Genomic DNA, 26,829 nt, shown 5'->3' with positions numbered 1-26,829 from the left:
CCGCTACCGCAGCACCCCCCGCTTGCTGGACCGGACGAATTCGATCAGGTACTTCACCTCCGGCAGCGGCGGCAGCTCCGCCTCCGCGCGTTCGAGCGCCTCCTTCATCGGCACTTCCGCGCGGAAGATCAGCTTGAACGCGGCCTTCAGCGCCGCGATCGTCTCCGCGGAGAACCGGTTCCGCCGGAGGCCGATCAGGTTCAGTCCGTACAGGGCGAACCCGCGCTGGGGTCTCGACACCACCGCCGTGACGTACGGCGGGACGTCCTGCGCCACCCCGGAGAGGCCCCCGATGATGCAGTGCTTCCCGATCCGGACGAACTGGTGGACGGCGGTCAATCCGCCGACGATCGCTCCGTCCTCCACCGTGACGTGGCCCGCCAGGGTGGCGGCGTTGGCCATGATCACCCGGCTCCCCACGATGCAGTCGTGCGCGAGGTGGCAGTACGCCATCACCAGCGTGTTGCTCCCGATGCGGGTCACCCCCCCGCCTCCGGCCGTCCCGCGGTTGACCGTGGCGAATTCCCGGACGATGTTCCCGTCGCCCATCTCCACCCACGTCTCCTCGCCCTTGTACTTCAGGTCCTGCGGGATCGCGCCCACGGAGGCGAAGGAGTGGATCCGGTTCCCCTTCCCCATCCGGACGTGGGATTCGATGACCGCGTGGGAACCGACGCTGCTGCCGTCCCCGATGGTCACCCGGGGGCCGATGACGGCGTACGGCCCCACCGTCACGTCCACCCCGAGCTCCGCTCCCGGGTCGATGATGGCGGTCGGATGGATCATATCGACGCTCCCGGCTCCTGCACCTCCACCCCGTCGGGGATGGTGGCGGTCACGTCCCCCTTCGCCGCGAGGACGCCGTCGACCGTCGCTTCCCCGTGCATCTTCCACACGGGGCCCCGGTGGGCGAGGACGGTGACTTCCAGCCGGAGCTGGTCGCCGGGGACCACGGGACGGCGGAACTTGCAGCCGTCGATCCCCGCGAAGTAGGCGATCCGCTTCTTCCCCCCGAGCGCGCGGAGGGCGAGGATCCCGCCGGCCTGCGCGATCGCCTCGATCACCAGGACGCCGGGCATGATCGGGTGCCCCGGGAAGTGTCCCTGGAAGAACGCCTCGTTGATCGTCACGTTCTTGATCCCGACGATCCGTTTTCCGGGCTCCTCCTCGACGATGCGGTCCACGAGGAGAAACGGGTACCGGTGCGGCAACAGCTCCATGATCTCCTGGACGGATAGCACCTCACTCCTCCTCCTTCACGGATTCTCTCTCTTCCAGCTTTCTCACCCGGCGGAACAGCTCCGGGAGCTTCGGCAGCAGCGCCGACATCTTCAGCCAGGTCCTGTGCGGCATCGCGGGGGTCCCCGACCACGCCGGGGTTTCCGACGCGTCGACGGACCCGGCGATCCCCGACTGCGCCCCCACCATCACGCCGTCGCCGACCTCGATGTGCCCCGCGAATCCCGCCCTGCGGGATCTTGCGGAACCCCTTCGAGGACGGCGCGAAGCCGAACCCGTCGCTGCCGATCACGCACCCGGCGTGCAGGATCGCCCGGTTCCCGACGCGGACCCCCTCGTACAGGGTCACGCGGGGGTACAGAACGCAATCGTCGCCGACGGCGGCCCCCGTGCCGACGTATACCCCCGCGTACAGGGAGGTCCGGTCTCCCACCGTCGCCCCCTTCTCGACGACGGCGAACGGGCCGATGGAAACGTCCTTTCCGATGGACGCCCCGGGGTCGACGCACGCCTGCGGGGAGATGCCCGACGCGGGGCGGACCGGCGGGTGGAAGATCTCCAGGGCGCGCGCGAACGAATCGTACGGATTGGGAGACAGGAGGAATGCGCACGCGGCGCCGGCCAGCGGCTCCCGGACGATCAGGGCGGACGCCTTCGTCTCCCGCGCCAGCCGGACGTACCGGGGATTGGACAGGAACGCGACCTGGCCCGGCCCCGCCTCCTCGAGCGGAGCGATCCCGCGCACCGGGGAGTCCGGCCCCCGCAGGACCGCGCCGATCCGGGCGGCCAGCTCGGAGAGCGGAAGGCTACTTTTTGGCACCGCCCCCCTCCTTTTTCGCCCCCGCCGCCTTGTCGCTCCGGTTCACCAGCTCAAGGACCTTGGCGGTGATGTCCATCGAATCGTTGAAGTGGACCACCCCGCTGGACCGCTCCAGCACGAGGTCCAGCTTGTCGGCCTTCACCACGGCGTCGACCTGCACCTCGATCCGCTTCAGCACGTCCCGGGTCAGCTCCCCCTGGCGCGCCTGCATCTCCCGCTCCCCTTCCTGGGTCAGCTGCCGAAGCTCGTTCACCTTGGCCTGGAGCGCGTCCTCCTTCTCCTTCAGCTTCTCCTTCCCCAGCATCACCTTCTGCTTGTCGAGCTCGTCCTTCAGCTTGCGCGCCTCGTCCTGCCGGGCCTCGAGATTCTTCTTCAGCTCCTCGTAGCGCGCCTCCATCTTCTTCTTCGCCGCAAGGCCGGCCTCCGACTCGTTCAGGATCCTGTTCACGTCGATGACCGCCACGCGAAGCCCCTCCGCGAAGGTCGTTCCCGCGAACAGCACCGCCAGCGCCAGCACCACCGGAATCGCCGTTTTCCGCATCGCACCCGCTCCTTGGACCACCGTATTTTCGCCCCTTAAAATGCCGTTCCGATCGTGAACTCCATCACCCGTTTCGGCTCCCCGGCCGGCCGGTTCAGGTTCCAGCCCCACTCGAACCGGAGCGGCCCCATCGGGGAGTACCACCGGACGCCGAATCCGTACCCGATCCACAGCCCCTCGTCGTTCGCGGGCCACGCGCCCTGCACCCAGGAGTTCCCGGCGTCGGCGAACAGCACGCCCTTGAACCCGATCTCGGAGACGAGCGGGAACTGGTACTCCAGGTTCATGATCAGTTCCTTGTTCCCTCCGACCAGCTCCCCCGTGTTCCGGTCCTTCGGGGAGAGGGACCGGGAGCGGAAGCCGCGGACGCTGTAGGGGCCTCCGAGGAAGAACCGTTCGAACAGGGGCACTTCTCCTCCGGCCCAGCCGCCGTACATGGGGATCACGTGCCCCCACAGCAGGTTCCAGGAGAAGACCGTGGAGGCGGTGACCGGGTGGAACGCCTTCGAGTTCAGGAAATATTTCACGAACTCGCTGTCCCCGCCCATCGGCCCGCCCGCGTATTCCAGGGTGGCGGCCTGCAGGGATCCCTTCGAGGGATCGATGTACCGGTCGGTGCTGTTCCGGGTCACGTTGAAGGCCACGCTCCGCGTCCGCTGCAGCCCCTTCACGATCTCGTCCTCCACCGTCCGGGTCGGCACCGTTCCGGAGATCCCCAGGATCCGCGTGGAGTCGCTCCGGAAGCTCATGCTCGCGTTGGTGAAGCGGCTGATGTTGTACCCGATGCCGGCCCTTCCCCCCTGGGAGTCCTTCTCGAAATCGTTGTACCGCACCTTCGTCTTGTACGCGGAGAGCAGCAGCGAGAAGTCGGTGTCGAGGAAGTGCGGATCGCGGAAATCGAGTGAGAAGGTCGTGCGGCGCGCGCCGAACTGAGAGTTGAGCGACGCCTTCCAGCCGCGGCCGAACAGGTTGTTCTCGGTCAGCTGCACCACCCCGAAGATCTTGTCGAGCGAGCTGTATCCGAGCCCGCCCGACAGGGTGCCCGTGGGCCCTTCCTGCACGTCGACCTTCACGTCCATCAGGCCCGGAGTCGCGGACGGAGCCGTGCTGATCTTCACGTCCTTGAAGTAGGAGCTCCGCGTCAGGTTCTCCTTGCTCTCCTTCAGGCCCGTGGCGGTGTACGTCTGCCCGTCGGACACCTCCAGGTTCCGGCGGACGACGCGGTCGAGGGTCTTGGTGTTCCCGGTGACCTCCACCTTGCCGAACCGGAATTTCCCTCCCCGCTCGAACCGGTAGGTGACGTCGGCGACCGGGTACTCCTTCCGCTTCTCCACCCCCGGGGAGACCAGCGCCTGGGCGTACCCCTCGTCGTTCACGAGCGTGGTCAACGCGAGCAGGTCGGAGAGGAGCTTTTCGCGGTTGAAAAGCTCGCCGGTCGAAAGCTTCACGGAGGAACGAAGCCTCTCCTCGGTCATGCCCGATTCGCCGGCGAACCGGATCTCGCCGATCCGGAACTGCTTCCCCTCGAACACCCGGATGGTGAGGAGCAGTCCCTTCCCGCCCCGGGCGATCTCCGGGTCGAACACCTTGGATTCGAGGAACCCGTTGTTCTGATAGAGCGCCTCGATCTTCCGGATGTCGTTCTCCAGGACGTCCTTCTTGAACGTCCCGGAATCGGTGATGAAGGAGAAGAACCCCTTCTCGGAGGTGTCCATCTGCTTGCGGATCTGCTTCGGGGAGAAGAAGAGGCTGCCCGTCACAACGATCTTCTCGATCTTCAGCTTCGGCCCTTCCGTCACCCGGAACGTAACCCGGAGCGCCCCCTCGGCGTCCTCCGACACGGCAGCCTCAACGACAGAATCCACAAACCCTTTGTTTTGGCACAGTTCCTGTAATTTCTTGACGGATTCCTTTACCTTTTCCTCCTGGAAGAGGGACCGTTCCTTCACCGTGACGGCGGCTCGAAGGTCGGTCGTTTCGACGTCCTTGTTCCCTTCGATGGCGATCGAGCCCACGATCGGCTTCTCGGACACCACTACGGTCAGCCGGTACCCCCCCGGTACCTCCTCGGCGTCGAACGTCACGTCCCGGAAATACCCCAGGCGGTAGATCGCCTTGACGTCCTCCCGCACCCTGGCGAAATCGAGCTCCTGGCCGGCCCGGGTCGTCATCGCCTTGAGGACCGCGTCGGGGGACACCCGCTTCGCCCCCCGGACCTCGATGGCGGAGACGCGAAATCCCTCCGCGCGAATCGGAGCGGCAAGGAGCGACGCCCACAGGATTCCCGCAAGCAGCGTCGCGGCGATCCGGCGGGCGGTCACCACGCGATCCTCCCGTCGTCGATCGTCACCACCCGGTCGAGGCGGGAGGCGACCTTGTCGTTGTGTGTGACCATCAGGATGGACAGGCCGCGGGACCGGTTGAGCTCGACCAGGAGGTCCACCACGCCGGCCGCCGTCCCCCGGTCGAGATTTCCGGTCGGCTCGTCCGCGAGAAGGACGGACGGTTCCATCGCGAGCGCCCGGCAGATCGCCGCACGCTGCTGCTCCCCCCCCGAGATCTCGCCGGTGCGATGCGCGATCCTGCCGGCCAGACCGACATCGGACAGCAGCTTCTCGGCCCTTTCGCGGGCGCGCTCCGGATCCATCCGGGCGATCCGGCACGGGAGCATCACGTTCTCCAGCACGGTGAACTCCGGGAGGAGGTTGTGGAACTGGAACACGAATCCCACGGTGCGGTTGCGGAACGCCGCCACCTCCTCGTCGGACAACCCGGTGACGTCCCTCCCGTCGTACAGGACCTTCCCCGACGTCGCGCGGTCGAGCGTTCCGAGGATCTGCAGGAGCGTCGTCTTCCCGGCTCCGGACACGCCGACCACCCCGACCATCTCGCCGCGGTCGACCGAGAGGGAGACCCCTTTGAGCACCTCGATGTCGTACCCGTCGCGGCGGAACACCTTCCACACGTCTTCCGCGCGAAGGGCGGCGGCGCTACTCATACCGGATCGCCTCCGCGGGGTCCACGCGGGACGCCTGCCACGCGGGGTACACCGTCGCGAGGAAGCAGATGAGGATCGAGCTCGCGACCACGAGGAGCACCGTCCCCGGATCGAGGGATACGGGGAGCGTGGAGATGTAGTAGACGTCGCTCGGCAGGCGGATGAACCGGTACTTCCGGAGGAGCTGGCACAGCCCCGCGCCCAGGACGGTCCCGGCCGCGGTGCCGGCCACCCCGATGATCAGCCCCTCGAGGGCGAAGATCCGGCGAATCGTGCGGCGCGTGGCGCCCATCGTCATCAGGACCGCGATGTCCTTGGTCTTCTCCATGACCACCATGATCAGCGTGCTGATGATGTTGAACGCGGCCACCATGACGATGAGGACGAGGATGACGAACATCACCACCTTCTCGAGCTTGAGCGCCGAGAAGAGGTTCCGGTTGCTCTGCATCCAGTCCTTCGCCCAGAACGGGTGACCGAGGGAGGTCCGGATCCGCTGCGCGACCGCCGCGGCGGCGTAGATGTCGCGCACCCTCACCTCGATCCCGGTGGCGCGCCCCTCCATGCCGAGAAGCCTTCCGGCCTCTTCGAACGCGACGTACGCGAACGTCGCGTCGTACTCGTACATCCCCGACTCCGAGACGCCGACCAGCCGGAACCGGGCTGCCTTCGGAAACGCTCCCAGCGGAGTGATGGAGCCGCCCGGCACGAGGACCTCCACCACGTCCCCGACCCCCGCGCCGAGGTTTCCCGCGAGCTCCTTGCCCAGTATGACTCCCGGAAGCGCGTCCGGACTCCTCCGGGCCAGATCCTCGAGCTTGCCGATGCGCAGGTCCCGCGGCAGGCGGGTCACCTCGCCGACCGTGGCGGAGTCGACCCCGCGCAGCACCCCCCCGACCGAGTTCCCGCCGGAGGAGATCATCATGGGGCTGAAGATGTACGGGGACGCCGCGACGACCCCCTCCACCCGGCCCACCTCGCGGGCCACGGCGAACGGCTTCGGGACGCTTCCGTCCAGGCTCGTCACATGGGCGTGGGCGGTGGCCCCCAGGATCCGGTCCTTGAGCTCCCGCTCGAACCCGCTCATCACCGCGAGCACGATGATGAGCGCCATGACGCCCACCGCGACCCCCCCGACGGAGATGAAGGAGATGATCGAGATGAAGGTCTGCTTCCGCTTCGCCAGGAGGTACTTCTTGGCGATGTACAGCTCGACCGGGGCGCGCAACCCCTACCCCTCTTTCCGGAGCTGCGGGAACAGGATGACCTCCCGGATGGACGGGGAGTCGGTCAGCAGCATGACGAGCCGGTCGATCCCGATCCCCTCGCCCGCCGCCGGCGGCATGCCGTACTCGAGCGCGCGGAGGTAATCCTCGTCGAGGAAGTGCGCCTCCTCGTCGCCCCGTTCCCGTTTGCGAAGCTGCTCCTCGAACCGGCCCCGCTGGTCCACCGGATCGTTCAGTTCGGAGAACGCGTTGGCGATCTCCCGCCCGCGGACGATCAGCTCGAAACGGTCCACGATCCGCGGACGCCGTTCGTTGCGCCGGGACAGCGGGGAGATCTCGATCGGGTATTCGGTCACGAACGTCGGCCCGGCGATCTTCCGCTCGGCCACCTCCTCGAACACGCCGGCCAGCAGCTCGCCGGGGGAAGCAGTGGCCGCATCGGGAATCCCGAGCCGTCCCGCCATCTCCCGCAGGAACCCCTCCTCCGAAAGCCTCTCCTCGGGGACGTTCCCGTGCCGCGCAACGGCCTGCGCGACGGTCAGCCGCTCCCACGGCGGGGTGAAGTCCACCGTCTCCCCCTGGTAGGTGAAACGCGCCGTGCCGAACATCGCCTTCGCCAGCGAGGAGAGCATGTCCTCGGTCAGGGAGATCAGGTCCTCGAACGTAGCGTACGCCTGGTAGAACTCGATCATCGTGAACTCGGGGTTGTGCTGCGTGGAGATCCCCTCGTTCCGGAAGTTCCGGTTGATCTCGAACACCCGCTCGAAGCCGCCGACGAGCAGGCGCTTGAGGTAGAGCTCGGGGGCGATCCGCAGGTACAGGTCCATGTCGAGCGTGTTGTGGTGGGTGACGAACGGGCGAGCGGTGGCCCCCCCGGCGACCGGCTGCATCATCGGCGTCTCCACCTCGAGGAAGTCCCGCTTCGTCAGGTATTCCCGGATGAAGGACACGATCCGGGAACGGCGGCGGAAGATCTCCCGGACCTCCTCGTTCACGATCAGGTCCACGTACCGCTGCCGGTACCGCGTCTCCACGTCCGAGAGGCCGTGCCACTTCTCCGGCAGCGGCCGGATCGCCTTCGTCATCAGGCGGTACCGCCCGGCCTCCACGGTCAGTTCGCCCGTGCGGGTCGTGAAGAGCGTCCCCTCCACCCAGAGGATATCGCCCACGTCCACGGTCCCGAGGAAGAGGTCGTACTGCCCCTCCGCCAGCGCGTCCTTCTTCAGGTATGCCTGCAGGCGGCCGGTACGGTCGGACAGTACGACGAAGGTCGCCTTTCCGAAGCGGCGAAGCGCCACCACGCGCCCCGCGACGTCCACGCGGATCCCCTTCGCGGCCAGCGCCTCGGGGGGGATCTCTCCCGCCGCCGCCCGCGCCGCGGCGGCGGTCCACCCCACGGGCTGGTCGTTCGGGTACGGGTTCACCCCCTGGGCGCGCAGCGCATCGGCCTTCCGGAGCCGCTCCCGCATCAGGTCGTTCCAGCTCTCCGTCACGCCGCTCCTCCCATTTCCCCTTCCGCCCCCCCGCCCAGCAGGTATTTCCGAATGAACTCGAGGATGTCGCCGTCGAGGACGGCGTCGACGTTCCCCGTCTCGTGCCCGGTGCGGTGGTCCTTCACCATCCGGTACGGCGCCAGGACGTACGAGCGGATCTGAGAGCCCCAGGCGATGTCCTTCTTCGTCTTGTGGGCCTCCATCGCCTTTTCCGCGCGCTGCCGCATCTCGAGCTCGTATAGTTTCGACCGGAGGATCTTCATCGCGAGCGCCCGGTTTTTCCCCTGGGACCGCTCCTGCTGGCAGAGCACGACGATCCCGGTGGGAAGGTGGGTGAACCGGACCGCGGACTCCACCTTGTTCACGTGCTGCCCGCCGGCGCCCCCCGAGCGGAGGGTGTCGACCTTCAGGTCCGACTCGTTGATCTGGATCTGCACATCGTCGTCGATCTCGGGCGAAACGAACACGGAGGCGAACGACGTGTGGCGCCGCTTGTTCGCGTCGAACGGGGAGATCCGGACCAGGCGGTGCACCCCGCTCTCCGCCTTCAGGTAGCCGTACGGGTGGTCCCCCGAAAGGACGAAGGTCGCGCTCTTGATCCCCGCTTCCTCGCCCTCCTGCCGCTCCACCAGTTCCATTCCGAAACCGTTCCGGTCCGCGAACCGGGAGTACATCCGCAGGAGCATCTCCGCCCAGTCCTGCGACTCGGTACCCCCCGCGCCCGCATGGATGGTGACGATCGCGTTCCTGGCGTCGTTCTCGCCCGAAAGCATGCGCTCCAGCTCGACCGCATCCAGGGAACCGGCGACGGACTCGATGTGCCCGCCGATCTCGTCGGAGAGCGACTCGTCCCCCGACTCGTCCGCGAGGTCCAGGTACGCCCGCAGGTCCCCGACCGAGGACGACAGGGACGCCCACCGGACCAGGAACGTCTCGAGACCTTTCCGTTCCCGCAGCAGGCGCTCCGCGGCCTCGGGAGCGTCCCAGAACCCTTCCCTGGCGACCTCCGCTTCCAGCTCCTTCAGACGGGCGATCTTGGCGTCTACTTCAAAGATAACCCCGGAGCGCATGGAAACGCGCCTCAAGCGCCGCGGTCTTTTCCACCAGCAATCCGGAAGCCATGGGGTCCTCTCATAGGGAAAAATAGCGTCAAAACGGTGATTATAATACAGGAAAACCCAAATATTTCCCCAGTTTTTGCGTACAGGGTCTCCCCAATCCCCGGCGCGACCTCCGCGACGACGACACCGCGGCGGAAAAGCCCGACGGACGCGACGATTTCGCCGCCGGAGTCCACGACGGCGCTGATGCCGGAGTTGGCCGCGCGGACCATCGGGCGCCGCAGCTCCACGCACCGCAGCCGGGCCATCGCCAGGTGCTGCCGGGGCGCGACCGTGTCGCCGAACCACGCGTCGTTCGTGACGTTCACCAGCCACCCCGCCCCGTCCCGAACCCCCTCCCGGGAGATCGCCGGGAAGACCGCCTCGTAGCACACCGACGCCGACAACAGGGTGCCATCCACCCGGAACAGGGAGGAGCTCGTCCCCGCGGTGAAATCCTCGTCCCCCACCGTCAGCTTGCGGAGGAAGAAGAGGATCGTCCGGAGAGGGATGTATTCGCCGAACGGCACGAGGTGCCGCTTGTCGTATCGTCCCAGGACCAGCCCGCGCGCGTCCATGTGGAAGACGCTGTTGTAATATTTCCCGCCGCCGGCCGGGTCGTACCACGGCGCCCCGAAGATGAGCGGGATCCCCACGCGAGCGGCGATCCCGTCGAGACGGCGCGTCAACTCCCGTTCCCACCCGTAGAAGAAGGGGGCCGCCGTTTCCGGCCACACGACGATCCGGGCCCCGTCGTCGCGCGCCCGGACCGTCAGTTCCTCGTACAGGTCCAGCGTGCGCGCCTGGTTCCCCGGCTCCCATTTGGCCGACTGGTCGATCCCGCCCTGCGCGATGGCGACCTTGAGCGGCTCCCGGCCGGATCCCGCCTTCGCGCGATCCGCCAGGGCGAGGCGGCCGTATCCGGCGAGAAAGAGGACGACGGCCAGCCCGGGCAGAACCGCGAGCGCCGCGGTGCGTACGGAGCCGGCGGAGAGCCGTCTTCCGGCGAGGAACAGGGCGGTGCCCGAAAGGCAGGCGAGGAACGAGAGGCCGAGAACCCCGGCCAGGTCCGCCGCCTGGCGAAACGGCGGGCTTCCCGCGAGCGCGTACCCCAGGAGCATCCATGGAAATCCCGTGAAAAGGTACGTGCGCGCGAGCTCCAGCGCCGTCCACGCGAGCGGAAACACCCACAGCCCGCGCTCTCCGAAGCGGTCCTCCAGTCGCCGGGCGGCAGCGGCGGCGACCGAAAAGTACGCGCCGATGTAGGCGGACACGAGGAAAGCCGCGAGGGCGCCGAGGGGCCACCCGAGCTTCCCCTCCACGGCGACCGTGTACGCGATCCAGTAGTAGAGCGGGACGCTCGCGGCGGTCCCGGCGATCCATCCCCTCCAGGCGGCGGCCCGAACCGATGCGGCGCCGGAGGCAACCGCCAGAAACGGCGCCATGCACAGCAGCGGCAGCCCCGGCACGTCGTACCCCGGCGTCCCGAGAACGTACGCGGCGACGAACAGCCCGCCGGCGAGCAGCGTCCGCATTCTACCCATGCAATCGCTCACCCTGCATCGATATCACGTGCGCTCTGTGCATAGGGCGAGCCCGAGCACCGGACAATCACGCAGCACCCGACTGTCTGCGGTCTTCCGCCAGGACACGGCGGTACAGCTGGAGCTCCCGCCGGCGCATCCTTCGGGCGTCGGCACCCCCCGGCTCGTGGTCGTACCCGGCAAGGTGGAGGATGCCGTGGAGGACGAAGAAGAAGACGCGCGCCTCCGGGGTCTCCCTCCACCCTTCCGTCTGCGCGAGGCAGGTGGGGGCGGATACGAGGATGTCGCCGGAGACGATGCCTCCGCGGGCGGGAACTCGCTCCTCGTCGGGGAAGGAGATCACGTTCGTCGGCCGGTCGCGCCCGAGGAACTCCCGGTTCCACCGGGCGATGGCGACGTCGCCGACGATCCGGATGCGCAGGTCGGCGCCCGCGGCGGGAAGAATCGAAAGGGCGCGGATCGCGAACCGCTTCACCCGTCGGCCCGAAACCGCCGCGGGACGAAGGTCCTGGCGGACCGACACCCGGTATGCATCCGCCGGGCGGGTCAACGGGCGCCCGCCGCCCCCCTGCCGCTCGCGGGGTAGTCCACCCGGCCGTGCGCGACGGCGGTCAGGAGCTGGCGCATCGCGCGCCCGACGGCGTGCAGGTCGCGCAGCGTCAGGTCGCACTCGTCGAGCTGCCCATCGAGGTAGACCCGGTTGACGACCGATGCGACGGCGTCGTCGACCTCCTGCACCGTCGGATGGTTCAGGCTTCGCACCGTCGCCTCGGCGGCGTCCGCCAGCATCACGATCGCCGCCTCCCGCGTCCTCGGCCGGGGACCGGGGTACCGGAACATCTCCTCCGACGCCTTCCGGTCGCGGATGAGCGGCATCGCCTTGTCGAGGAAACAGTACAGGAGGCTGGTGCCGTGATGCTGCTCGATGATCTCCACCACGCGGTCGCCGAGACGATGCTCGCGGCCCGCCTTGGCCCCCTCCTTCACGTGGGAGAGGATCACGGTGCGGGAAAGTCCCGGAGACAGGCCATCGTGGACGTTTCCCACGCCCGCCTGGTTCTCCGAGAAGTATTGCGACTTCCCGATCTTCCCGATGTCGTGGTACAGGGCGGCGACCCGGCAGAGCACCGGGTTCGCGCCGATCGCCTGCGCCCCGGCTTCCGCGATCGTACCGACCACGACGCTGTGGTGGAACGTTCCCGGGGCTTCGACCATGAGGCGGGTCAGGAGCGGGTGGGTCGTGCTCGCCATCTCCATCAGCCGGATGTCGCTGGTGTAGCCGAACGCGTACTCGGCGACGGGAAGGACCGCGAGAGCGATCGGCCCGGAGAGGAGCCCGTTCACCGCGCCGAAGATCCCCGCCCAGACGACCCCCCCGCCTCCGTAAAACGCGTATTCCAACGCGACCGCCGCGATGGCGCACACGGGCGCGGTCTGGACTCCGACCCAGAGCATCCGGTACCGGTCGGGCACCCTCCGGGAGCGCGAGGCGCCCGCCGTTCCGCACAGGAGGAGGAACAGCATCGCGGGCCACCTGCCCGACGCGGCGGCCGCCGAGAGGACCGAGGCGGCAACGGTGAAGAGGATCGCCGTCTCGGAGTTCAGCAGGATCCGGACGACCATGGCGAACGCGGGGAGGGGAATCAGGTAGGCGTACACCCTCGGCGGGACGGCGTAGCCGGGGGAGTGCGCCTGCGCGAGGATGTCGATCACCACCTTGGCGGCGAAGAACAGGAGGAGGGCGAGGGTGCAGAGGAAGACGAAGTCGCGGGCGGCCAGGCGGACCTTTCGAACCTCCCGCCCGGCGAAGCCGAACCACTCCGTGAGGAACAGGGCGACGGCGAGCGTCAAGGAAACCGCCCCCACGAAGGGAAACATCGTCCCCCAGCGACCCGCCGCCCGCGGGAGGAGCTCCTGCCCCCACAGGTAGAAGAGCACCGCGAACACCGCGGCCGACCCGACGCTCAGCGCCAGCAGCCGCGCGTACCGGCCGCCGCGCGTCGCAGGCCTCCCGCGGTGGCCGTTATCCCTGCTGCCGTTTCTCGAACCGCTCATACGCCTTGATGATCTCCTGCACGATCGGGTGGCGCACCACGTCGATGTCGCTGAACCGGCAGAACCGGATCCCGTCGACCCCGTCGAGGATCGCGATCGCCTCGTTCAATCCCGACACCCTCCCGGAAGGAAGGTCGGTCTGGGTGATGTCGCCGGTGATCACCGCCTTCGACCCGAAGCCGATCCGGGTGAGGAACATCTTCATCTGCTCCGAGGTCGTGTTCTGCGCCTCGTCGAGGATGACGAAGGAATCGTTCAGGGTCCTTCCCCGCATGAACGCCAGGGGGGCGACCTCGATGGTGCCCCGTTCCATGAGTTTCGCCGCCTGCTCGTATTCGAGCATCGTGTAGAGGGCGTCGTGCAGCGGACGCAGGTACGGGTTCACCTTGTCCGCCATGTCCCCCGGAAGGAAACCGAGTTTCTCCCCCGCCTCCACGGCGGGGCGCGCCAGCACGATCCGCTTCACTTCCTTGCGGAGGAGGTAGCCGACCGCCATCGCCATCGCCAGGAACGTCTTTCCGGTTCCGGCGGGCCCCACGCCGAAGACGATGTCGCGGTCGCGGATCGCGTCAAGGTATCGCTTCTGCGCGACGCTCTTCGGGGTGATCATCCGGTTCCGGGACGACTTGAAGACCACGTCCTGGAACACCTCGGACACGTCGGCGCCCCGGTCGTTGGTGACCACGCGGACGGCGGCCGCCACGTCGTTCCCCGTCACCGGGATCCCCCGCCGCAGCACGCGGTAGAGGCCGGTCAGCACCTTTCCGGCGAGCTCCACCTGGATCGGGTCCCCGGAGAGGTGCGCCTCGTTCCCGCCCGGACGGATCGCCACGCCGAGCGCCCCCTCCAGCGCCCTCAGGTGCGCATCGTGGATCCCGAACAGCTCCGGGAGAACGGACGGGTCCTCGAACCGCACGATATCGTTCTTCATCTCGGGCAACGCCTTCCCACCTCCCGCGGGAACGCCTTCAGAAGAAATGGACCCACCCCGCGAATACCGCCACGACGTCCGTGGACAGGAGCGCCTCGCGCATCCATACGGCCGCGATCCCGGCCGCGCCGGCCCAGAGCCCGGCTTCCGCCCACGCGAGATGCCGGCGGAAGCGCATTTCCTCCCGGTGCCGCTTCGCCGGATCCACCGTCTGATGCGCGGTGGCGATGTCGATCAGTCCGCGCTCCAGGAGCGCGGCGAGCGCCTTGATCCCCTCGAATCCCGTGAGGCAGGCCTTCCGGAAAACCCGGTCCGGCTCCTCGGAAAATTCGAGCGCCTTCCAGAGGATCCGCTCCTCCTCGGAGAAGGCGTACGGATCCACCTTCTCCCCCTTTTTCCGATTCACACGGAACGCGCCGGACGGAAACTTCTGCCGGTAGATGGGGTATTCGTCCAGGAACTGCATCCCCTCCATCATCAGGACGTCCGGCCGGATCTCCTTGCCTGCCCACGGGGGAGGGCGGACGAGGAACCCCTCGAACCGGTACTCGCCGTCGCGCAGGGTCAGGACGTCGAACACGCACTCCTTGATCTGGAGCGCGAGGTACCGCCCGAGGAGCTCTCCGGAGATCTTTCCCTTCTCGACCAGGATCTCCCCGAGCTTTTTCCCTCCCCCTCCCTGCGATTCGAGATACCGCCTGAGCTCCCCGTCGGTCAGGTACCCCGCATCCCGGAGCATCGTGCCCAACAGCGACCGGGCCTCCCGCCGGTCCGGCTGAACGTCCACGATCCTCCCGTCCGAGAAGAGGAATACGGTGACCCGGTCGTTCCCGGAAATCGCCAGGGAGCCGCTCTTCCGCTGCGAGGAGACCAGCTGGAAGATGTCCGGGATGCTGAAATCGGCGATTTTCCCCTGCACCGTCACTTCCCCTCGATCGCGACGTTGAACTTGCCCTGTAGCGCGTCGAACGAGCGCCAACCCCACACCGCACCGATTACCCATACGATCACCGTCGCGGCGGCGGCGGCCACGGTTACGCTGGTCTGCATGTCGGTGATCAGCGCGTGGTTCATCCTCCCCGCCCCGATGGAGACGGTGAACGCTCCCAATGGGGTCGAGAGGATCCCCCCGAAGATCATCGCCCGGAGCTCCTTGCCCGCCCACAGCGCCCCCGCCCCGGGGACCAGGACCGAGCAGGCCCTCACGAAACGTCGGTGCATCCCGATGCCGAAGAGCCTCCTCTCGCGCTCCTCCCCGGGACGCACCCCGGCCCCGACCTGCGCACGGCACGCGTTGCAGATGTCGGTGGTTTCGCGGCTTCCGACGATCAGGGAGCGGCTCCCGCAGGCGCGGCATGTGTTGTGCATCCAGATCTTGCGCGAAAGAAGCTTCCACAAGGTCGCCCAGAACAATCCCGCGGCGAGAAACAGCGGGATCCACGATGACGGAAGCGGGGTGAAGAACCGCGGGAGGAACGGATTCTCCCTCCCGCTCGAAAACCACGCGCCCCGGTGCGCGAACATGCTCCGCCAGACGTCCCCCACGCGGAGGGGCGAGGCGACGAGCTCTCCGCGGGTCATCTCCTCCGCGCGGAAGTCGAACGGTTTCATCTCCCGCAGGCTGGACCAGGCGGCCGCCTGTATCTTCCCCGCCTGCTCCAGGCGGAACTCCCGCAGGTACAACTGGTAGGCGTTCCAGTGCGCCGGCCCCCCCCCGGGGGTGAACGTTATGGCGGCCTCGAAGTCGGCCAGCGCCTCCTCGGTTCTACCGAGCCGGGCGCGGACGATCCCGCGGTTGTTGTACACCCCCGGCAGGTCGCCGCCCATCGGGAGCAGATTCGTCCACATCGCCTCCGCCTGCGAAGGGTTTCCCGACTGCATCTCGGCCCGGGCCCGCGAGTATCCGATCATCGCCTCCCACCCGGGGCCGGAAAACGGATTGTCCGGCGATGGATTCGATTCCGGCCACGCTGCGGGGGCGTATCCCTCGACTCCAAGCCATCCTCCCCGCCCCGCCTCTCCGGAAACCCCCGAGATCGATCGGAACAGGCCGCCGGCGACGTACACGCCGGACAGGAGGATGATCGTCACCGACGCGATCACCAGCTCCCTCCTGCGCAGGTACGCCGCGGAGAGCATGATCCAGAACACCGCCGCCACCGCAAGCCCTGCCCCGGATACGAGAGGGGCGACGAAACAGCAGAGCGTCGCGGCGGAAGCCCATGCGTCGGGCCGCGGAAACCTCGAGAAGATCCTGGAGATGTCGGAAGCGAGGGAGGGGCGGGCGCGCAGGAACAGGGAGATCGACGACCAGACCGCGAACCAGCACGCCGACGCGCTGAAGAAAAGAAGCAGCCATGCGGCGTAGCCGAGCAGCCCCGGACCGAACTGGCGAAGGGATCCTTCCAGCCCGCTGAAATCCTCCAATACACGGTCGAGGGCCAGGTCCGGGATGTCCTCCCGGAGAAGCCACGCCCAGAGGGGAACCGAGTAGGGGGCGACGCGGGTCACCGGGCGCAGGACGCTGCCGGCCCTGCGTTTCCACCCCTCGCGCGCGGCGCGCTCGAATATCCGGTCCGGGATTTCGTTGATCGACAGGATCCCGTGGTCGAACATCAGCCGACGCAGGGACCGGACCTCCCGTTCGAGCGTCTCCTCCTTTCCGGGAAGAGCCGCGTCGACAACGGTCTCCGCTTGTGCCCGCACCTCGTCGGAGTAGCCGGGGAACCGGCCGGCAGCCGCCGGATAGGGAACGGATACGAGCAGGAACAGGAGAACCGGCGCTGCGAACGACGCGCAGGACCGGGGCCGGTTGGGAAACCATCGGGCCATAAAGGATTATGCTAACATTAGTCCGGGGAAAAGGGGTGTTTCCAAAAGCATCCCGGGAATCGGGGACCCATGGACGAATTCGGGAAACTCGTGGAAATCATGGCCCGCCTCCGCGGCGAGGGCGGTTGCGAGTGGGACCGCGCCCAGTCCCACGAGTCGCTTCGGCAGTACCTCGTCGAGGAAACCCACGAGGTGGTCGACGCGATCCGGAAAAAAGAGCCCGCTCTCCTGTGCGAGGAACTGGGGGATCTGCTCCTCCAGATCCTGTTTCACGCCCAGATCGCCAGCGAACACGGGGAGTTCGGCATTTCCGACGTCGTATCGTCCATCACGGAGAAGATGATCCGCAGGCACCCGCACGTTTTCGGCGACACCCGGGCCGACAGCCCGGAGGCCGTTTCCCTTCAGTGGGACCGCATAAAGCGCACGGTGGAAAACCGCGGAGAGGGATCGATCATCGGAGGAATCCCGAGGGATTTCCCCTCCCTGTTGCGGGCGGCGAAGATGTCCAGGAAGGCCGCGAGGGCGGGATTCGACTGGGAGCGGAAGGAGCAGGTCCTCGAAAAAGTGGAAGAGGAACTGGCGGAGCTGAAAAACGAGATGGCACAGGGGGATCCGGCGCGGCTGGAGCATGAACTGGGGGATGTCCTCCTGGCCGTCGTGAACCTGGCGAGATTCCTCGATCTGAACCCGGAGGTCGCCATGATGGCGGCCAACGACCGGTTCGAGCGTCGTTTCCGTGAGATGGAAAAAATCGCATCGGAAACGGGGAGTTCCATCGAAACGGCGGACATGCGGACCCTGGATCGTCTCTGGGAGATGGCGAAGAATTCGATCGGGTGAACCCCGTCTTCTTTTTCCACACCCTTTGTGGAGTATCTGTGGATTCCCCTGTGGAAAATTTGGACCGTCCGCGCAGGAGTGCCCCCCCCAACGGATTGCCCGATAAATGTGCAACCCGGATTCGTCAGGATCGATTCGATTCGAAATCGAGAAGGCGTTTCTTCGCCGCCACTCCTTTTCCGTACCCGGTGAGCCGTCCGTCCGCGCCGATCACGCGGTGGCACGGGATCAGCACCGGCCACGGATTGCGGCCGAGCGCCCCGCCCGCCGCCCTTGCCGCTCCCGGGTGTCCGGAAGCTGCGGCAACCGCGCCGTAGGAGGATGTCTTCCCCGCGGGGACGGACGCGGCGGCCTCGAGCACGCTGCGGTCGAAGGGGGATACGGCCTCCCAGTCGAACGGAAGCGCCAGGATTTCCCCCGGGGAAGGAAAGCTGCCGGCGGCGTACCGGCGAAGCGATGCCGTCCCGGGATGCGTGGTCAGGGTCGTGTGCCGCACGCCGGGAAAGAGCGACCGGACCACGGCGAGCAGACGGCGTTCCGACGATTCCATCGACACGGCCGCGATCCTGCCGTCCCGGAAAACCAGGGTCGCGAATCCGGAAGGGACCCGGACGACGGCCGCACGGTGAAACCCGCCCCGCGACGCCGCGACGCCGGAAGGTGCCCGATTTCCTTTTGACATTTGATGCCTCCTGATATTAAATGAATGTCTTTCCATTGTACCGAATGAATCCCGAGGAGGCACAGTTTGGCGAAGTTAGCGTCGGCCGTGAAGCGGCACAAGCAGAGCCTGAAGCGCCGGGCGAGGAACCGGCACGTCCGCTCGACCGTGAAGTCCATCGTGAAGGACGTACGGGCGGAGATCGAAGAGGCGGGAGAGAAGAGCGCCGAACTGCTCCGCAAGGCGGCGTCGGCGATCGCGCGCGCGGGGTCCAAGGGCGTACTGCACAGGAAGACCGCGGCCCGGAAGATCTCCCGGTTGGCGAAAGCCGTCCACAAGGCGGCCGCGAAGAAGTAGCGCCGCCCTCCCTCTACGCCAGCACCGATAGCACCCGGATCTCGAAAACCTGCGCGGGGGGGAGCCTGCTCTCCCCCTTCAAATCGCGGTCGATCCGGGACAGCGCCTCGAAGAGTTCGGCCGCCCTCCCCGGCGTCACCGCTCCCCCTTTCCCGCGAATCCGGTCCCGGAGGTACCAGGCGACCGCGCCGATCAACTGGTGATACTCCTCGTCCTTGGCGTTTTGCGCGAAGCGTCGGAGGAGCGACAGGCACCCCGGACGGTCTTTCCGCACCAGCGCTTCCGCGAGCTGGAACGGGCTCACGTCTCCGCGGAAGACGCAGACGGCCCGGATGTCCTCCTCCGAAATCTCCGCCTTTCCCGACGAGTACGCGAGCAGTTTCCCGAGCTCGGACGTCATCGCCTCGAACGACGCACCCGTCCAGCGGGCGAGGAACAGGGCCGACTCCTTCGACAACCGTCGCCCCGCTTCGAGGGCGACCGCGACGGCGTGGCCGGCCAACGCGTCGATCGCCTGCTCTTCGCCCGGCGCCGCCGAAGGAAGGTTCGCGGCGGCGGAGAACGTCTTCGCCTGGCGGAAGTCGGTCCCGTGCAGGATCAGGATCGCCGAAGGTTCGGGGGCCGCGAGGTACGACTTGACCGCGTCCCGTCCGGCCTTCTTCGTTTCGGCCAGGTCCGGGAGCACGTAGATCCGCATGGACGCGAAGAACGACGGGGAACGCCAGGCGATCGAGGAGGAATCGCGCTCCAGCTCCGCGGCGGTCCACCCGTACGTCTCCACCGATTTCCCTTCCGCCCTCAAGACCCGCTCCCACTCGTGGGCCAGAAGCCCGGCGATTCCGGCGCCTCCGCCGTAGAGCAGGTACGCCGGAGCGGGCCCCCTGTCGATCCACGCCTGGAAGATACGGAAGGGAGAAGATCGTTTCAAAGGATCACGCGGAGCGTCTGGGCCATCCGGAGGACCATGCGGCGTACCGCCTCCTCGAACGCCGCGCGGCGGTTTGCTTCCTTGTACTGGGCGTCGGGGCCCGAAAAATAGGAAACGGTCTCGCTTACCCCTGCGTCCTTCCACAGCACCCCGCCTCGGACGACCTCGATCACCCGGATTTCCGCCACGACGGTCAGGCGATGCTCCAGCGCGAACCGGTCGGTCCCGTGGGAGAAGACGTCGTCGCGCGCCTCGCGGACCTTCCCCTCGACGAGGAAGTCGGCGGCGGACGGATCGAACGCGCCACGGAATCCGGATCTGCGAAGCTCCTCGCGCAGGCGGGCGGCGATGTAGGGGCCGGCATCGGCCTCGGGGGTGTAGTTCGCGAAGGGGGAAAGGTCGATCCGGACCGAGGGGTCGGAGAAACGATTCTTCCCCACCGGCTGGAGGCTGTACCCGCACCCCGATGCCGCGAGGGCGAACGCGACGAGGATCGCCGCCGCTCGGTGCGTCACGGGGCGGAACGCCTCATGTGGCGACGATGCTGTAGAGCTTGCCTTGGACATAGACGGTTTTCCGTATGGTCTTCCCGGAGGTGTACTCCCGGACCCGCGGATCGGCCATCGCGATCGCGCCGACCTCCGCCTCCCCGGCGCCCGCGCCCACGACCATCCTGGAGCGCACCTTCCCGTTCACCTGGACGACCACCTCGACCTGGTCCTCCCGGGCGACTTCCGCGTCCGGAACGGGCCACGGCCTGCGGCAGAGAAGCCCATCGCCGCCGATGCGGGACCACAGCTCCTCGGACAGGTGCGGGGCGAACGGGAACAGCATGTGGAGGAGGATCTCCACCGACTCCGCGAGCGCGGCGGAGACGGGGCCGCCCTTCCAGGCGTCGTCGTCCACGAGGTAGAGGAAGTTGACCATCTCCATGATGGCGGAGATCGCGGTGTTGAAGTGGAACCGCTCCTCCACGTCGCCGGTCACCTTGATGAGGGTCCGGTGGGTCACCTGGCGGACACGACGGACCTCCTCCGATTCGATCCGGTCGCGCGGGGCGGCGGCGATCTCCTTCGCCCGCTGGGCGATCAGCCGGTGCACCCGCCCGAGGAACCGGTACGCTCCCTCCACCCCCTGCTCGTTCCAGTCGAGGTCCTTCTCGGGCGGCGCGGCGAAGAGGATGAACACGCGGGCCGTGTCCGCCCCGTATCGCTCGATCAGCGTGGACGGTTCGACGACGTTCCGCTTGGACTTCGACATCTTCATCGAGCGGCCGACGTCGACCTTCTCGCCGCACTGCCGGCACGCTCCCTTCTCGTCGACCTCCTCGGGATACCGCCAGCCGTGCTTGGGACATTCGTTCGTCTGCATGCACACCATCCCCTGGGACAGGAGGCGCGCGAACGGCTCGTTCCCGGGGGCGAGCCCCTTGTCGCGAAGGAACCTGTGGAAGAACCGCGCGTAGATCAGGTGCATGCACGCGTGCTCGACGCCGCCGACGTACTGGTCCACCGGCGCGAAACGGCGCATCTTCTCCGGATCGAGGGGCGCCCGGTCGTTCTTCGGGTCGATGTACCGCAGGAAGTACCAGCTCGACTCGAAGAAGGTGTCGAACGTGTCGGTCTCCCGCCGGGCGGGGCGGCCGCACGAGGGACACGGGACCCGGCACCACTCCTCCGCCGCTACCAGCGGGTTCCCGCGCTCCCGCGTGTACGGGAGGTCTTCCGGCAGGACCACGGGAAGATCCTTCTCCGGGACCGGCACCACGCCGCACGCCTCGCAGTGGATCACCGGGATGGGACATCCCCAGTACCGCTGGCGGCTGACGCCCCAGTCCCTCAGGCGGAACTGGACCTTTCCGCGCCCGAGTCCCTTCCCCTCGAGGTGCTTCGTGATCTCCTTCTTCCCGTCCTCGCTCGACAGCCCGCCGAAGGGGCCGGAGCGGACCAGTCGGCCATCCCCCTCGTGGGCCGCCGCCATGGTCGCGGGGTCGAGCGGATCACCCCCTTCTGGCTGGACGACCACCTCCACCGGGAGTCCGTACTTCCGGGCGAACTCGAAGTCGCGCTGGTCGTGCGCCGGGACCGCCATGACGGCTCCGGTGCCGTATTCGTAGAGGACGAAGTTGGCGGCGTAGACCGGGATCCGGTTCCCCGTGACCGGGTTCACGCAATACCCGCCGGTGAACACCCCTTCCTTGACCAGCTCTTCGCTCGTGCGCGCGATCCGGTCCTGACGGGTCACCCGGTCGACGAACTCCGCGACCTCCTTCTCGCGGCCGGCCTTCCGGGCGAACTCCATCGCCATCGGGTGCTCCGGCGCCATGCTCATGAAGGTGGCGCCGTACAGCGTGTCGGGCCGGGTCGTGAAGACCGTGATGTCCCCGCCTCCGTCCGCCAGCGGGAACCGGATCTCGGCCCCCTCGCTGCGGCCGATCCAGTTCCGCTGCATCTCGAGGATATTCTCCGGCCACCCGCCGGCGAGCTCGCGGTGCCCTTCGAGCAGTTCGTCGGCGTACTTCGTGATCCCGACGAACCACTGCTCGAGCTCCTTCTGGGTCACCGGGGTCTGGTCGTGGATGAAGCAGGTGCCGTCGCGGTTCACCTGCTCGTTCGCGAGGACCGTCTGGCACTCTCCGCACCAGTTGAGGGTGGCGCGCTTCCGGTACGCCAGCCCGTCCTTCATCATCCAGAGGAAAAAGAGCTGCTCCCAGCGGTAGTAGTCCGGGGAGCAGGTGGCGAATTCGCGGTCCCAGTCGTAGGAGATCCCCATCTGCTTCAGTTGCTCCCGCATGAAGGCGATGTTCTCCCACGTCCACTTGGCGGGGTGCGTCCCGTGGCGGAACGCGGCGTTCTCCGCGGGGAGGCCGAAGGCGTCCCACCCGATCGGGTGGAGCACCTGGAATCCCCGCATCCGCTTGAAGCGGGCGAGGAGGTCGCCGATGGTGTAGACCCGGACGTGTCCCATGTGGATCCGGCCCGACGGGTACGGGAACATCTCGAGGCAGTAGTATTTCGGCGCGGAGAGGGTGTCCGGGCAGCGGGAGACTCCCGCCTCGTCCCAGACCTTCTGCCACTTCCCTTCGATGTCCCGGGGACTGTACTTCACCGCGCTCCCTCCGTCTTTTTCCGCGCCATCTCGGAGATCCGGTCGAGAATTCCGTTCACGAACGCGCCGGACTCCTCCGCCCCGAACCGCTTCCCCAGATCGACCGCCTCGTTGATCGCGACGGCGAACGGGATGTCGCGGCCGTGCAGGATCTCGTACGCTCCCAACCGCAGGATGTTCCGGTCCACGAGCGCCATCCGTTCGATCCGCCAGTTCTCCGCCGCCTCGCGGATGAGGGCGTCGACCTCTTCCCGGCGCTCCCAGGCCCCGTGGACCGTTTCCCTGTAATAGTCCGGGTCGGACGGCGGGGCCGACGCCAATGCGAAAAGGGGGATGGCCTCGTCGGGGCCAACCCCCAGGACGTCCATCATGAACAACGTCTGGAAAACCTTCTCCCGGGACTCCCTGCGCACGGCGTTCCAGTTCCTCCCGGTGCGCCGGGGCTACATCTTCCGGAGCAGGCTGACCATCTCCAGCGCGGACTGCGCCGCTTCGGCGCCCTTGTTCCCGGCCTTGGTTCCCGCCCGCTCGATCGCCTGTTCCACCGTGTCGGTGGTGAGCACGCCGAACGAGACCGGGACCCCCGTGTCGAGCATCGCCTGCGCGACGCCCTTGGTCACCTCGGCGCTCAGGTAGTCGAAGTGCGGGGTTCCGCCGCGGATGAGCGCCCCGAGCGCGATCACGGCGTCGACCTTCTGGCCGGCGACCTTGCGAACCGCCAGGGGGAGCTCGAACGCCCCCGGGACCTTGATCACGGTGATCCCCTTCTCGTCCACGCCGTGCCGCCGCAGGGCGTCGAGCGCGCCGTCCTGCAGGCGCTCGGTGATGAAGCTGTTGAATCGCGACACGACGATCGCGACCTTGACCCCCTGTCCCTGCAGATCCCCTTCGATGACGCGCGCCATACTATAGCCTCCTACTCGACGTTCAGAATGTGCCCCATCTTCTTCTTCTTCGTCCGGAGATACCGGACGTTCGCCTCGTTGGGAGCCACCTCGATCGGCACCCGCTCCACCACCTGCAGCCCGTATCCGGACAGCCCGATGATCTTCTTCGGGTTGTTCGTCAGGAGCCGGATCTTCCGGATTCCGAGGTCCACCAGGATCTGCGCCCCGACCCCGTAGTCGCGAAGGTCGGCCTTGAACCCCAGCTTCTCGTTCGCCTCGACGGTGTCGAACCCCTTGTCCTGCAGGTTGTAGGCGCGGATCTTGTTCTCCAGCCCGATCCCCCGCCCCTCCTGCCGCATGTAGAGGAGGACGCCCGCCCCATCCGTCTCGATCCGGCGGAGGGCCTTGTGCAGCTGCTCCCCGCAGTCGCACCGGAGCGATCCGAACACGTCCCCGGTGAGGCACTCGGAGTGGACGCGGACCAGGACGGGGGCACCGGACCGGATCTCCCCCTTCACCAGCGCGATGTGCGTGTCGCCGTTCAGCTCGTTCCGGTAGAGGTACGCCGTGAACTCGCCGCCGGAGCGGACCGGCATCCGGGTCTCTCCGCACCGCGTCACCATCCGCTCGCGCCGCATCCTGTGTTCGACCAGGTCCTGGATCGAGACGATCTTCAGCCCGTGCTCCGCGGCGACCGCCTCGAGGTCGGGCATCCGGGCCATCGTGCCGTCCTCGTTCATGATTTCGCAGATCACGCCCGCCGGGGTCACGCCGGCCAGGCGCGCGAGGTCCACCGATCCTTCCGTCTGCCCCGCCCGGACGAGCACCCCGCCTTTCCGGGCGATGATGGGAAAGACGTGCCCGGGACGGACGAGATCGTCGGGGCGCGCGGTCTCCGATATGGCGGTCCGTATGGTCGTGGCCCGGTCGTGCGCGGAGATCCCGGTGCTCACGCCGCGCCGCGCCTCGATCGATACCGTGAAGGCGGTGCCGAACGGAGAGGAGTTGTCGTGGACCATCGGAGGGAGCTGGAGCTGCTTCGCCTTCTCCTCGGTGATGCTCATGCAGATCAGGCCGCGCCCGTGCCGCGCCATGAAGTTGATCGCCTCGGGGGTGACGAACTCCGCCGCGAGGGTCAGGTCCCCCTCGTTTTCGCGGTCCTCGTCGTCCACGAGGATGACCATCTTCCCGGCCCGGATGTCCTCGAGGGCATCCTCTATCTTCGAAAGCGGCATCCGCCTACCTCGTCCTTCCTCACGAAAAACCGTGTTTTTTCAGAAAATCGAGCGTCACCCCTCCCTCGCCGCGTCTCTCCAAGTGCGACAGGACGTACTTCCCCACGATGTCGACTTCCAGGTTGACCCGGTCTCCGGGACGCGCGCCCCCGAGGGTCGTCCGGTCGAGCGTGAGCGGGATGAGGGCCAGTTCGAATCCGTCCTGGCGGACGGCGCTGACCGTGAGGCTTACGCCGTCCACGGCCACCGCCCCCTTGTAAACCACGAACTTCATTATAGAAGGATCGGCCTGCAGATGGAATACCCGCGCTTCCCCGATGGGGCGGATCTCCCGAAGGACGCCGGTCCCGTCCACGTGCCCGTAGACGATGTGACCGCCGAGGCGGCCCGAGAGGGTGAGGGACCGCTCCAGGTTCACCTTCGCCCCCGGTCGGACGGCGCCGAGCGTGCTCTTCGACAGCGTCTCCTTCGAGACGTCCGCGGTGAACGTCCCCCGCCCCTTCGCCGTCACGGTCAGGCACACCCCGGACACCGCGATCGATTCCCCGATGGCGAAATCCCCCACGGGAAGGCCCGTCGCGACCGTCAACGCCGTCCCCGCGCGGAGCGGCGAGAGCGACTCCACGGTGCCGATGTCCTCCACGATGCCGGTGAACATTATCGTCCCTCCGCCGGTTCCGCCGTGATCTCGATGTCGGGCCCGACGCGGCGGACGGAGGTGAAAACGAGGCGTTTCCCCGCGGCGGGGGATTTCGCCGCCCACCCGGAAACCGCGCGGACGCCCTCTCCCAGCAGGAGCGGCGCGACGTACACGACGTACCGGTCGACCGCTCCCTCCTCCGCGAGCCACCCCGCGATCCCGCCTCCCCCCTCGACCAGCAGGGAGGTGACGCCTTCCGCGCCCAGCGCGGCGAGGAAATCGCGCGCCCGCACCTTCCCCTGGCGCGAAGGCAACGGGAGGACGCGGGCTCCCAGCGACCGGAGCGCCTCCACGTCGCGCTTCCCGATCCCGGTCGGGCAGGCGACGATCACCTCGCCGCCCTCCTCCCGGAGCATGCGCCGCTGGAGCAGTTCGGCGGGGCGGGAGGTCAGCACCACCCGTTTCGGCTGCCGGCTTCCCGGATAACGGGCGGTCAACCGCGGGTCGTCCCGCCGCGCCGTGCCGCCCCCCACCATCACGGCGTCCGCCTCCGACCGCATCCGGTGGACGCGATGCCTCGCCGGCTCGCCCGAGATCCATCGGGAGTCGCCCGCGGCCGAGGCGATCTGTCCGTCGAGGGATATCGCGAGCTTCAGCGTCACGAACGGGGCCCCGGACACGACCCATCGGCGGAACCCGCGGGTGATTTCCGCCGCCGCCGCCTGAAGGAGCCCTTCGTGGACCGTGACGCCGGCCTCGCCGCCGTGCACGGCCCGGTGCGCCCGTGGTGGTCGCACGGTTCGAGCGTCACGTACAGGTCCGCCCCGCGGGCGGCGCTCCCCGCCTGGAGCAACGCCACGACCTCGGCGTGGGGCATCCCCGCCGCCCGGTGGTACCCCTTTCCGACGATCCGACCCGCGCGCACGACCACCGCCCCGACGGCCGGATTCGGCGCGGTCCGCCCGAGCCCCTTCCTCGCCAGCCGAACCGCCTCCCGCATGAACCCGGGGTGCGGAAACGGGGGGCGTGCCATCACTTCTGGCCGCGGCGGTCGCCGGGCTCGGTGATCAGCGTCTTGATCTCCTCGACGAACTGGCTTACGTCCTTGAACTGCCGGTACACGGAGGCGAACCGGACATAGGCGACGTCGTCCACCTGGAGAAGTTTCTCCATGACCCGCTCGCCGATCCGGATGGAGGAGATCTCCTTCTCGGCCGACGCCTGGAACTCCATTTCGAGGGATTCGACGAGGTGTTCGATGGTGGCGTAGCTCACGGACCGCTTCTCGCACGCCTTCATGATCCCGTTCAGGATCTTCTGCCGGTCGAACGGCTCGCGGCGCCCGTCCCGCTTGACGACCAGCGGGAGCTCCTCCTCGATCCGCTCGTAGG

The 26,829-nt window shown here is 67.7% G+C and carries 28 protein-coding genes; 2 read left to right on the top strand and 26 right to left on the bottom strand.

The features are described from left to right. Positions 1 to 3 precede the first annotated feature (3 nt). The 15 genes from lpxA to HZB86_02690 all read right to left on the bottom strand — a co-directional run bounded on the left by lpxA (position 4) and on the right by HZB86_02690 (position 16,779). Positions 4 to 786 (bottom strand): acyl-ACP--UDP-N-acetylglucosamine O-acyltransferase, encoded by a 783-nt coding sequence (lpxA, locus tag HZB86_02760; GenBank protein ID MBI5904462.1) that lies wholly within the window; start codon positions 784 to 786, stop codon positions 4 to 6. After that, complete coding sequence (gene fabZ, locus HZB86_02755) at positions 783 to 1,241, bottom strand: 3-hydroxyacyl-ACP dehydratase FabZ (GenBank protein ID MBI5904461.1); 459 nt, start codon at positions 1,239 to 1,241, stop codon at positions 783 to 785. Before fabZ ends, lpxA begins: the two co-directional genes overlap by 4 nt. Next, positions 1,127 to 2,059, bottom strand: coding sequence for a hypothetical protein (locus HZB86_02750; protein ID MBI5904460.1), 933 nt, complete (start codon positions 2,057 to 2,059; stop codon positions 1,127 to 1,129). Before HZB86_02750 ends, fabZ begins: the two co-directional genes overlap by 115 nt. Then, a complete protein-coding gene (locus HZB86_02745; protein ID MBI5904459.1) occupies positions 2,046 to 2,600 on the bottom strand; it encodes an OmpH family outer membrane protein in 555 nt (184 codons plus the stop codon). The genes HZB86_02750 and HZB86_02745 overlap by 14 nt, the downstream gene beginning before the upstream one ends. A 35-nt stretch (positions 2,601 to 2,635) precedes the next feature. Beyond that, positions 2,636 to 4,921 carry an outer membrane protein assembly factor BamA gene (gene bamA / locus HZB86_02740; GenBank protein MBI5904458.1) on the bottom strand — a complete coding sequence of 762 codons (2,286 nt, stop codon included), beginning with the start codon at positions 4,919 to 4,921 and terminating at the stop codon, positions 2,636 to 2,638. After that, positions 4,918 to 5,598, bottom strand: coding sequence for an ABC transporter ATP-binding protein (locus tag HZB86_02735; protein ID MBI5904457.1), 681 nt, complete (start codon positions 5,596 to 5,598; stop codon positions 4,918 to 4,920). Before HZB86_02735 ends, bamA begins: the two co-directional genes overlap by 4 nt. Then, positions 5,591 to 6,826, bottom strand: coding sequence for a lipoprotein-releasing ABC transporter permease subunit (locus tag HZB86_02730; protein ID MBI5904456.1), 1,236 nt, complete (start codon positions 6,824 to 6,826; stop codon positions 5,591 to 5,593). The genes HZB86_02735 and HZB86_02730 overlap by 8 nt, the downstream gene beginning before the upstream one ends. A 3-nt stretch (positions 6,827 to 6,829) precedes the next feature. Beyond that, positions 6,830 to 8,293: a lysine--tRNA ligase gene (gene lysS / locus HZB86_02725; GenBank protein MBI5904455.1), complete on the bottom strand. Its 1,464-nt coding sequence runs from the start codon at positions 8,291 to 8,293 to the stop codon at positions 6,830 to 6,832. Positions 8,294 to 8,313: 20 nt separating this feature from the next. Then, positions 8,314 to 9,387, bottom strand: coding sequence for a peptide chain release factor 2 (gene prfB / locus HZB86_02720; protein ID MBI5904454.1), 1,074 nt, complete (start codon positions 9,385 to 9,387; stop codon positions 8,314 to 8,316). Between the two features lie 11 nt (positions 9,388 to 9,398). Continuing rightward, positions 9,399 to 10,961, bottom strand: a complete 1,563-nt coding sequence (gene lnt, locus HZB86_02715; GenBank protein ID MBI5904453.1) for an apolipoprotein N-acyltransferase — start codon at positions 10,959 to 10,961, stop codon at positions 9,399 to 9,401. A 67-nt stretch (positions 10,962 to 11,028) separates the two neighbouring features. Beyond that, positions 11,029 to 11,406 (bottom strand): rRNA maturation RNase YbeY, encoded by a 378-nt coding sequence (gene ybeY, locus HZB86_02710; protein MBI5904452.1) that lies wholly within the window; start codon positions 11,404 to 11,406, stop codon positions 11,029 to 11,031. A 101-nt stretch (positions 11,407 to 11,507) separates the two neighbouring features. Continuing rightward, positions 11,508 to 13,016, bottom strand: a complete 1,509-nt coding sequence (locus tag HZB86_02705) for an HDIG domain-containing protein (GenBank protein ID MBI5904451.1) — start codon at positions 13,014 to 13,016, stop codon at positions 11,508 to 11,510. Then, positions 12,985 to 13,947 (bottom strand): PhoH family protein, encoded by a 963-nt coding sequence (locus HZB86_02700; protein ID MBI5904450.1) that lies wholly within the window; start codon positions 13,945 to 13,947, stop codon positions 12,985 to 12,987. Before HZB86_02700 ends, HZB86_02705 begins: the two co-directional genes overlap by 32 nt. Positions 13,948 to 13,984: 37 nt before the next feature. Then, complete coding sequence (locus HZB86_02695; GenBank protein MBI5904449.1) at positions 13,985 to 14,866, bottom strand: DUF4388 domain-containing protein; 882 nt, start codon at positions 14,864 to 14,866, stop codon at positions 13,985 to 13,987. Positions 14,867 to 14,868: 2 nt separating this feature from the next. Further along, complete coding sequence (locus HZB86_02690) at positions 14,869 to 16,779, bottom strand: tetratricopeptide repeat protein (GenBank protein MBI5904448.1); 1,911 nt, start codon at positions 16,777 to 16,779, stop codon at positions 14,869 to 14,871. 69 nt (positions 16,780 to 16,848) lie between these two features. On the opposite strand from HZB86_02690, the gene mazG reads away from it, so the two are divergent. Then, positions 16,849 to 17,622 carry a nucleoside triphosphate pyrophosphohydrolase gene (mazG, locus tag HZB86_02685; protein ID MBI5904447.1) on the top strand — a complete coding sequence of 258 codons (774 nt, stop codon included), beginning with the start codon at positions 16,849 to 16,851 and terminating at the stop codon, positions 17,620 to 17,622. Between the two features lie 124 nt (positions 17,623 to 17,746). Here the strand turns inward: mazG and HZB86_02680 are convergent, their stop codons facing one another. Then, the gene (locus HZB86_02680) at positions 17,747 to 18,172 is read right to left on the bottom strand and encodes a methylated-DNA--[protein]-cysteine S-methyltransferase (protein ID MBI5904446.1); all 426 of its coding nucleotides are present in this window, start codon (positions 18,170 to 18,172) and stop codon (positions 17,747 to 17,749) included. Positions 18,173 to 18,370: 198 nt separating this feature from the next. Between HZB86_02680 and rpsT the strand changes: the two genes are divergently transcribed. Then, positions 18,371 to 18,640, top strand: coding sequence for a 30S ribosomal protein S20 (rpsT, locus tag HZB86_02675; protein ID MBI5904445.1), 270 nt, complete (start codon positions 18,371 to 18,373; stop codon positions 18,638 to 18,640). A 13-nt stretch (positions 18,641 to 18,653) separates the two neighbouring features. On the opposite strand, the gene HZB86_02670 is transcribed toward rpsT, so the two are convergent. From HZB86_02670 to nrdR, 10 genes are all read right to left on the bottom strand, one after another. After that, positions 18,654 to 19,568 carry a hypothetical protein gene (locus HZB86_02670; GenBank protein ID MBI5904444.1) on the bottom strand — a complete coding sequence of 305 codons (915 nt, stop codon included), beginning with the start codon at positions 19,566 to 19,568 and terminating at the stop codon, positions 18,654 to 18,656. After that, complete coding sequence (locus tag HZB86_02665) at positions 19,565 to 20,083, bottom strand: hypothetical protein (protein ID MBI5904443.1); 519 nt, start codon at positions 20,081 to 20,083, stop codon at positions 19,565 to 19,567. The genes HZB86_02670 and HZB86_02665 overlap by 4 nt, the downstream gene beginning before the upstream one ends. 13 nt (positions 20,084 to 20,096) lie before the next feature. After that, a complete protein-coding gene (locus tag HZB86_02660; protein MBI5904442.1) occupies positions 20,097 to 22,676 on the bottom strand; it encodes a leucine--tRNA ligase in 2,580 nt (859 codons plus the stop codon). Further along, on the bottom strand, positions 22,673 to 23,047 hold the full coding sequence (nusB, locus tag HZB86_02655; protein ID MBI5904441.1) for a transcription antitermination factor NusB: 375 nt from the start codon (positions 23,045 to 23,047) through the stop codon (positions 22,673 to 22,675). Before nusB ends, HZB86_02660 begins: the two co-directional genes overlap by 4 nt. A gap of 72 nt (positions 23,048 to 23,119) precedes the next feature. Continuing rightward, positions 23,120 to 23,581 carry a 6,7-dimethyl-8-ribityllumazine synthase gene (locus HZB86_02650; GenBank protein MBI5904440.1) on the bottom strand — a complete coding sequence of 154 codons (462 nt, stop codon included), beginning with the start codon at positions 23,579 to 23,581 and terminating at the stop codon, positions 23,120 to 23,122. 11 nt (positions 23,582 to 23,592) lie between these two features. Continuing rightward, positions 23,593 to 24,798, bottom strand: coding sequence for a bifunctional 3,4-dihydroxy-2-butanone-4-phosphate synthase/GTP cyclohydrolase II (locus HZB86_02645; GenBank protein ID MBI5904439.1), 1,206 nt, complete (start codon positions 24,796 to 24,798; stop codon positions 23,593 to 23,595). Positions 24,799 to 24,817: 19 nt separating this feature from the next. Further along, positions 24,818 to 25,456, bottom strand: a complete 639-nt coding sequence (locus HZB86_02640; GenBank protein ID MBI5904438.1) for a riboflavin synthase — start codon at positions 25,454 to 25,456, stop codon at positions 24,818 to 24,820. Beyond that, positions 25,456 to 26,100: a RibD family protein gene (locus HZB86_02635; protein ID MBI5904437.1), complete on the bottom strand. Its 645-nt coding sequence runs from the start codon at positions 26,098 to 26,100 to the stop codon at positions 25,456 to 25,458. The genes HZB86_02640 and HZB86_02635 overlap by 1 nt, the downstream gene beginning before the upstream one ends. After that, the gene (locus HZB86_02630; protein MBI5904436.1) at positions 26,097 to 26,438 is read right to left on the bottom strand and encodes a hypothetical protein; all 342 of its coding nucleotides are present in this window, start codon (positions 26,436 to 26,438) and stop codon (positions 26,097 to 26,099) included. The genes HZB86_02635 and HZB86_02630 overlap by 4 nt, the downstream gene beginning before the upstream one ends. A gap of 32 nt (positions 26,439 to 26,470) precedes the next feature. Further along, positions 26,471 to 26,829: transcriptional repressor NrdR (nrdR, locus tag HZB86_02625; GenBank protein MBI5904435.1), on the bottom strand; the 359-nt coding region annotated here is incomplete at its 5' end.

The sequence above is a fragment of the Deltaproteobacteria bacterium genome (genome assembly GCA_016234845.1).
Taxonomy (GTDB): Bacteria; Desulfobacterota; Deferrimicrobia; order Deferrimicrobiales; family Deferrimicrobiaceae; genus JACRNP01.
This window is presented reverse-complemented; position numbering and strand designations above follow the sequence as displayed.

Bases quoted from the DNA above. Each gene is read 5' to 3' on its own strand.
- lpxA (MBI5904462.1), bottom strand. From the start codon at position 786: ATGATCCATCCGACCGCCATCATCGACCCGGGAGCGGAGCTCGGGGTG.
- HZB86_02745 (MBI5904459.1), bottom strand. From the start codon at position 2,600: ATGCGGAAAACGGCGATTCCGGTGGTGCTGGCGCTGGCGGTGCTGTTC.
- HZB86_02735 (MBI5904457.1), bottom strand. From the start codon at position 5,598: ATGAGTAGCGCCGCCGCCCTTCGCGCGGAAGACGTGTGGAAGGTGTTC.
- lysS (MBI5904455.1), bottom strand. From the start codon at position 8,293: ATGCGGGAGCGGCTCCGGAAGGCCGATGCGCTGCGCGCCCAGGGGGTG.
- prfB (MBI5904454.1), bottom strand. From the start codon at position 9,387: ATGCGCTCCGGGGTTATCTTTGAAGTAGACGCCAAGATCGCCCGTCTG.
- lnt (MBI5904453.1), bottom strand. From the start codon at position 10,961: ATGGGTAGAATGCGGACGCTGCTCGCCGGCGGGCTGTTCGTCGCCGCG.
- HZB86_02705 (MBI5904451.1), bottom strand. From the start codon at position 13,016: ATGAGCGGTTCGAGAAACGGCAGCAGGGATAACGGCCACCGCGGGAGG.
- HZB86_02700 (MBI5904450.1), bottom strand. From the start codon at position 13,947: ATGAAGAACGATATCGTGCGGTTCGAGGACCCGTCCGTTCTCCCGGAG.
- HZB86_02690 (MBI5904448.1), bottom strand. From the start codon at position 16,779: ATGGCCCGATGGTTTCCCAACCGGCCCCGGTCCTGCGCGTCGTTCGCA.
- mazG (MBI5904447.1), top strand. From the start codon at position 16,849: ATGGACGAATTCGGGAAACTCGTGGAAATCATGGCCCGCCTCCGCGGC.
- HZB86_02680 (MBI5904446.1), bottom strand. From the start codon at position 18,172: ATGGAATCGTCGGAACGCCGTCTGCTCGCCGTGGTCCGGTCGCTCTTT.
- nusB (MBI5904441.1), bottom strand. From the start codon at position 23,047: ATGATGGACGTCCTGGGGGTTGGCCCCGACGAGGCCATCCCCCTTTTC.
- HZB86_02650 (MBI5904440.1), bottom strand. From the start codon at position 23,581: ATGGCGCGCGTCATCGAAGGGGATCTGCAGGGACAGGGGGTCAAGGTC.
- HZB86_02645 (MBI5904439.1), bottom strand. From the start codon at position 24,798: ATGCCGCTTTCGAAGATAGAGGATGCCCTCGAGGACATCCGGGCCGGG.
- HZB86_02640 (MBI5904438.1), bottom strand. From the start codon at position 25,456: ATGTTCACCGGCATCGTGGAGGACATCGGCACCGTGGAGTCGCTCTCG.
- HZB86_02630 (MBI5904436.1), bottom strand. From the start codon at position 26,438: ATGCGGGAGGCGGTTCGGCTGGCGAGGAAGGGGCTCGGGCGGACCGCG.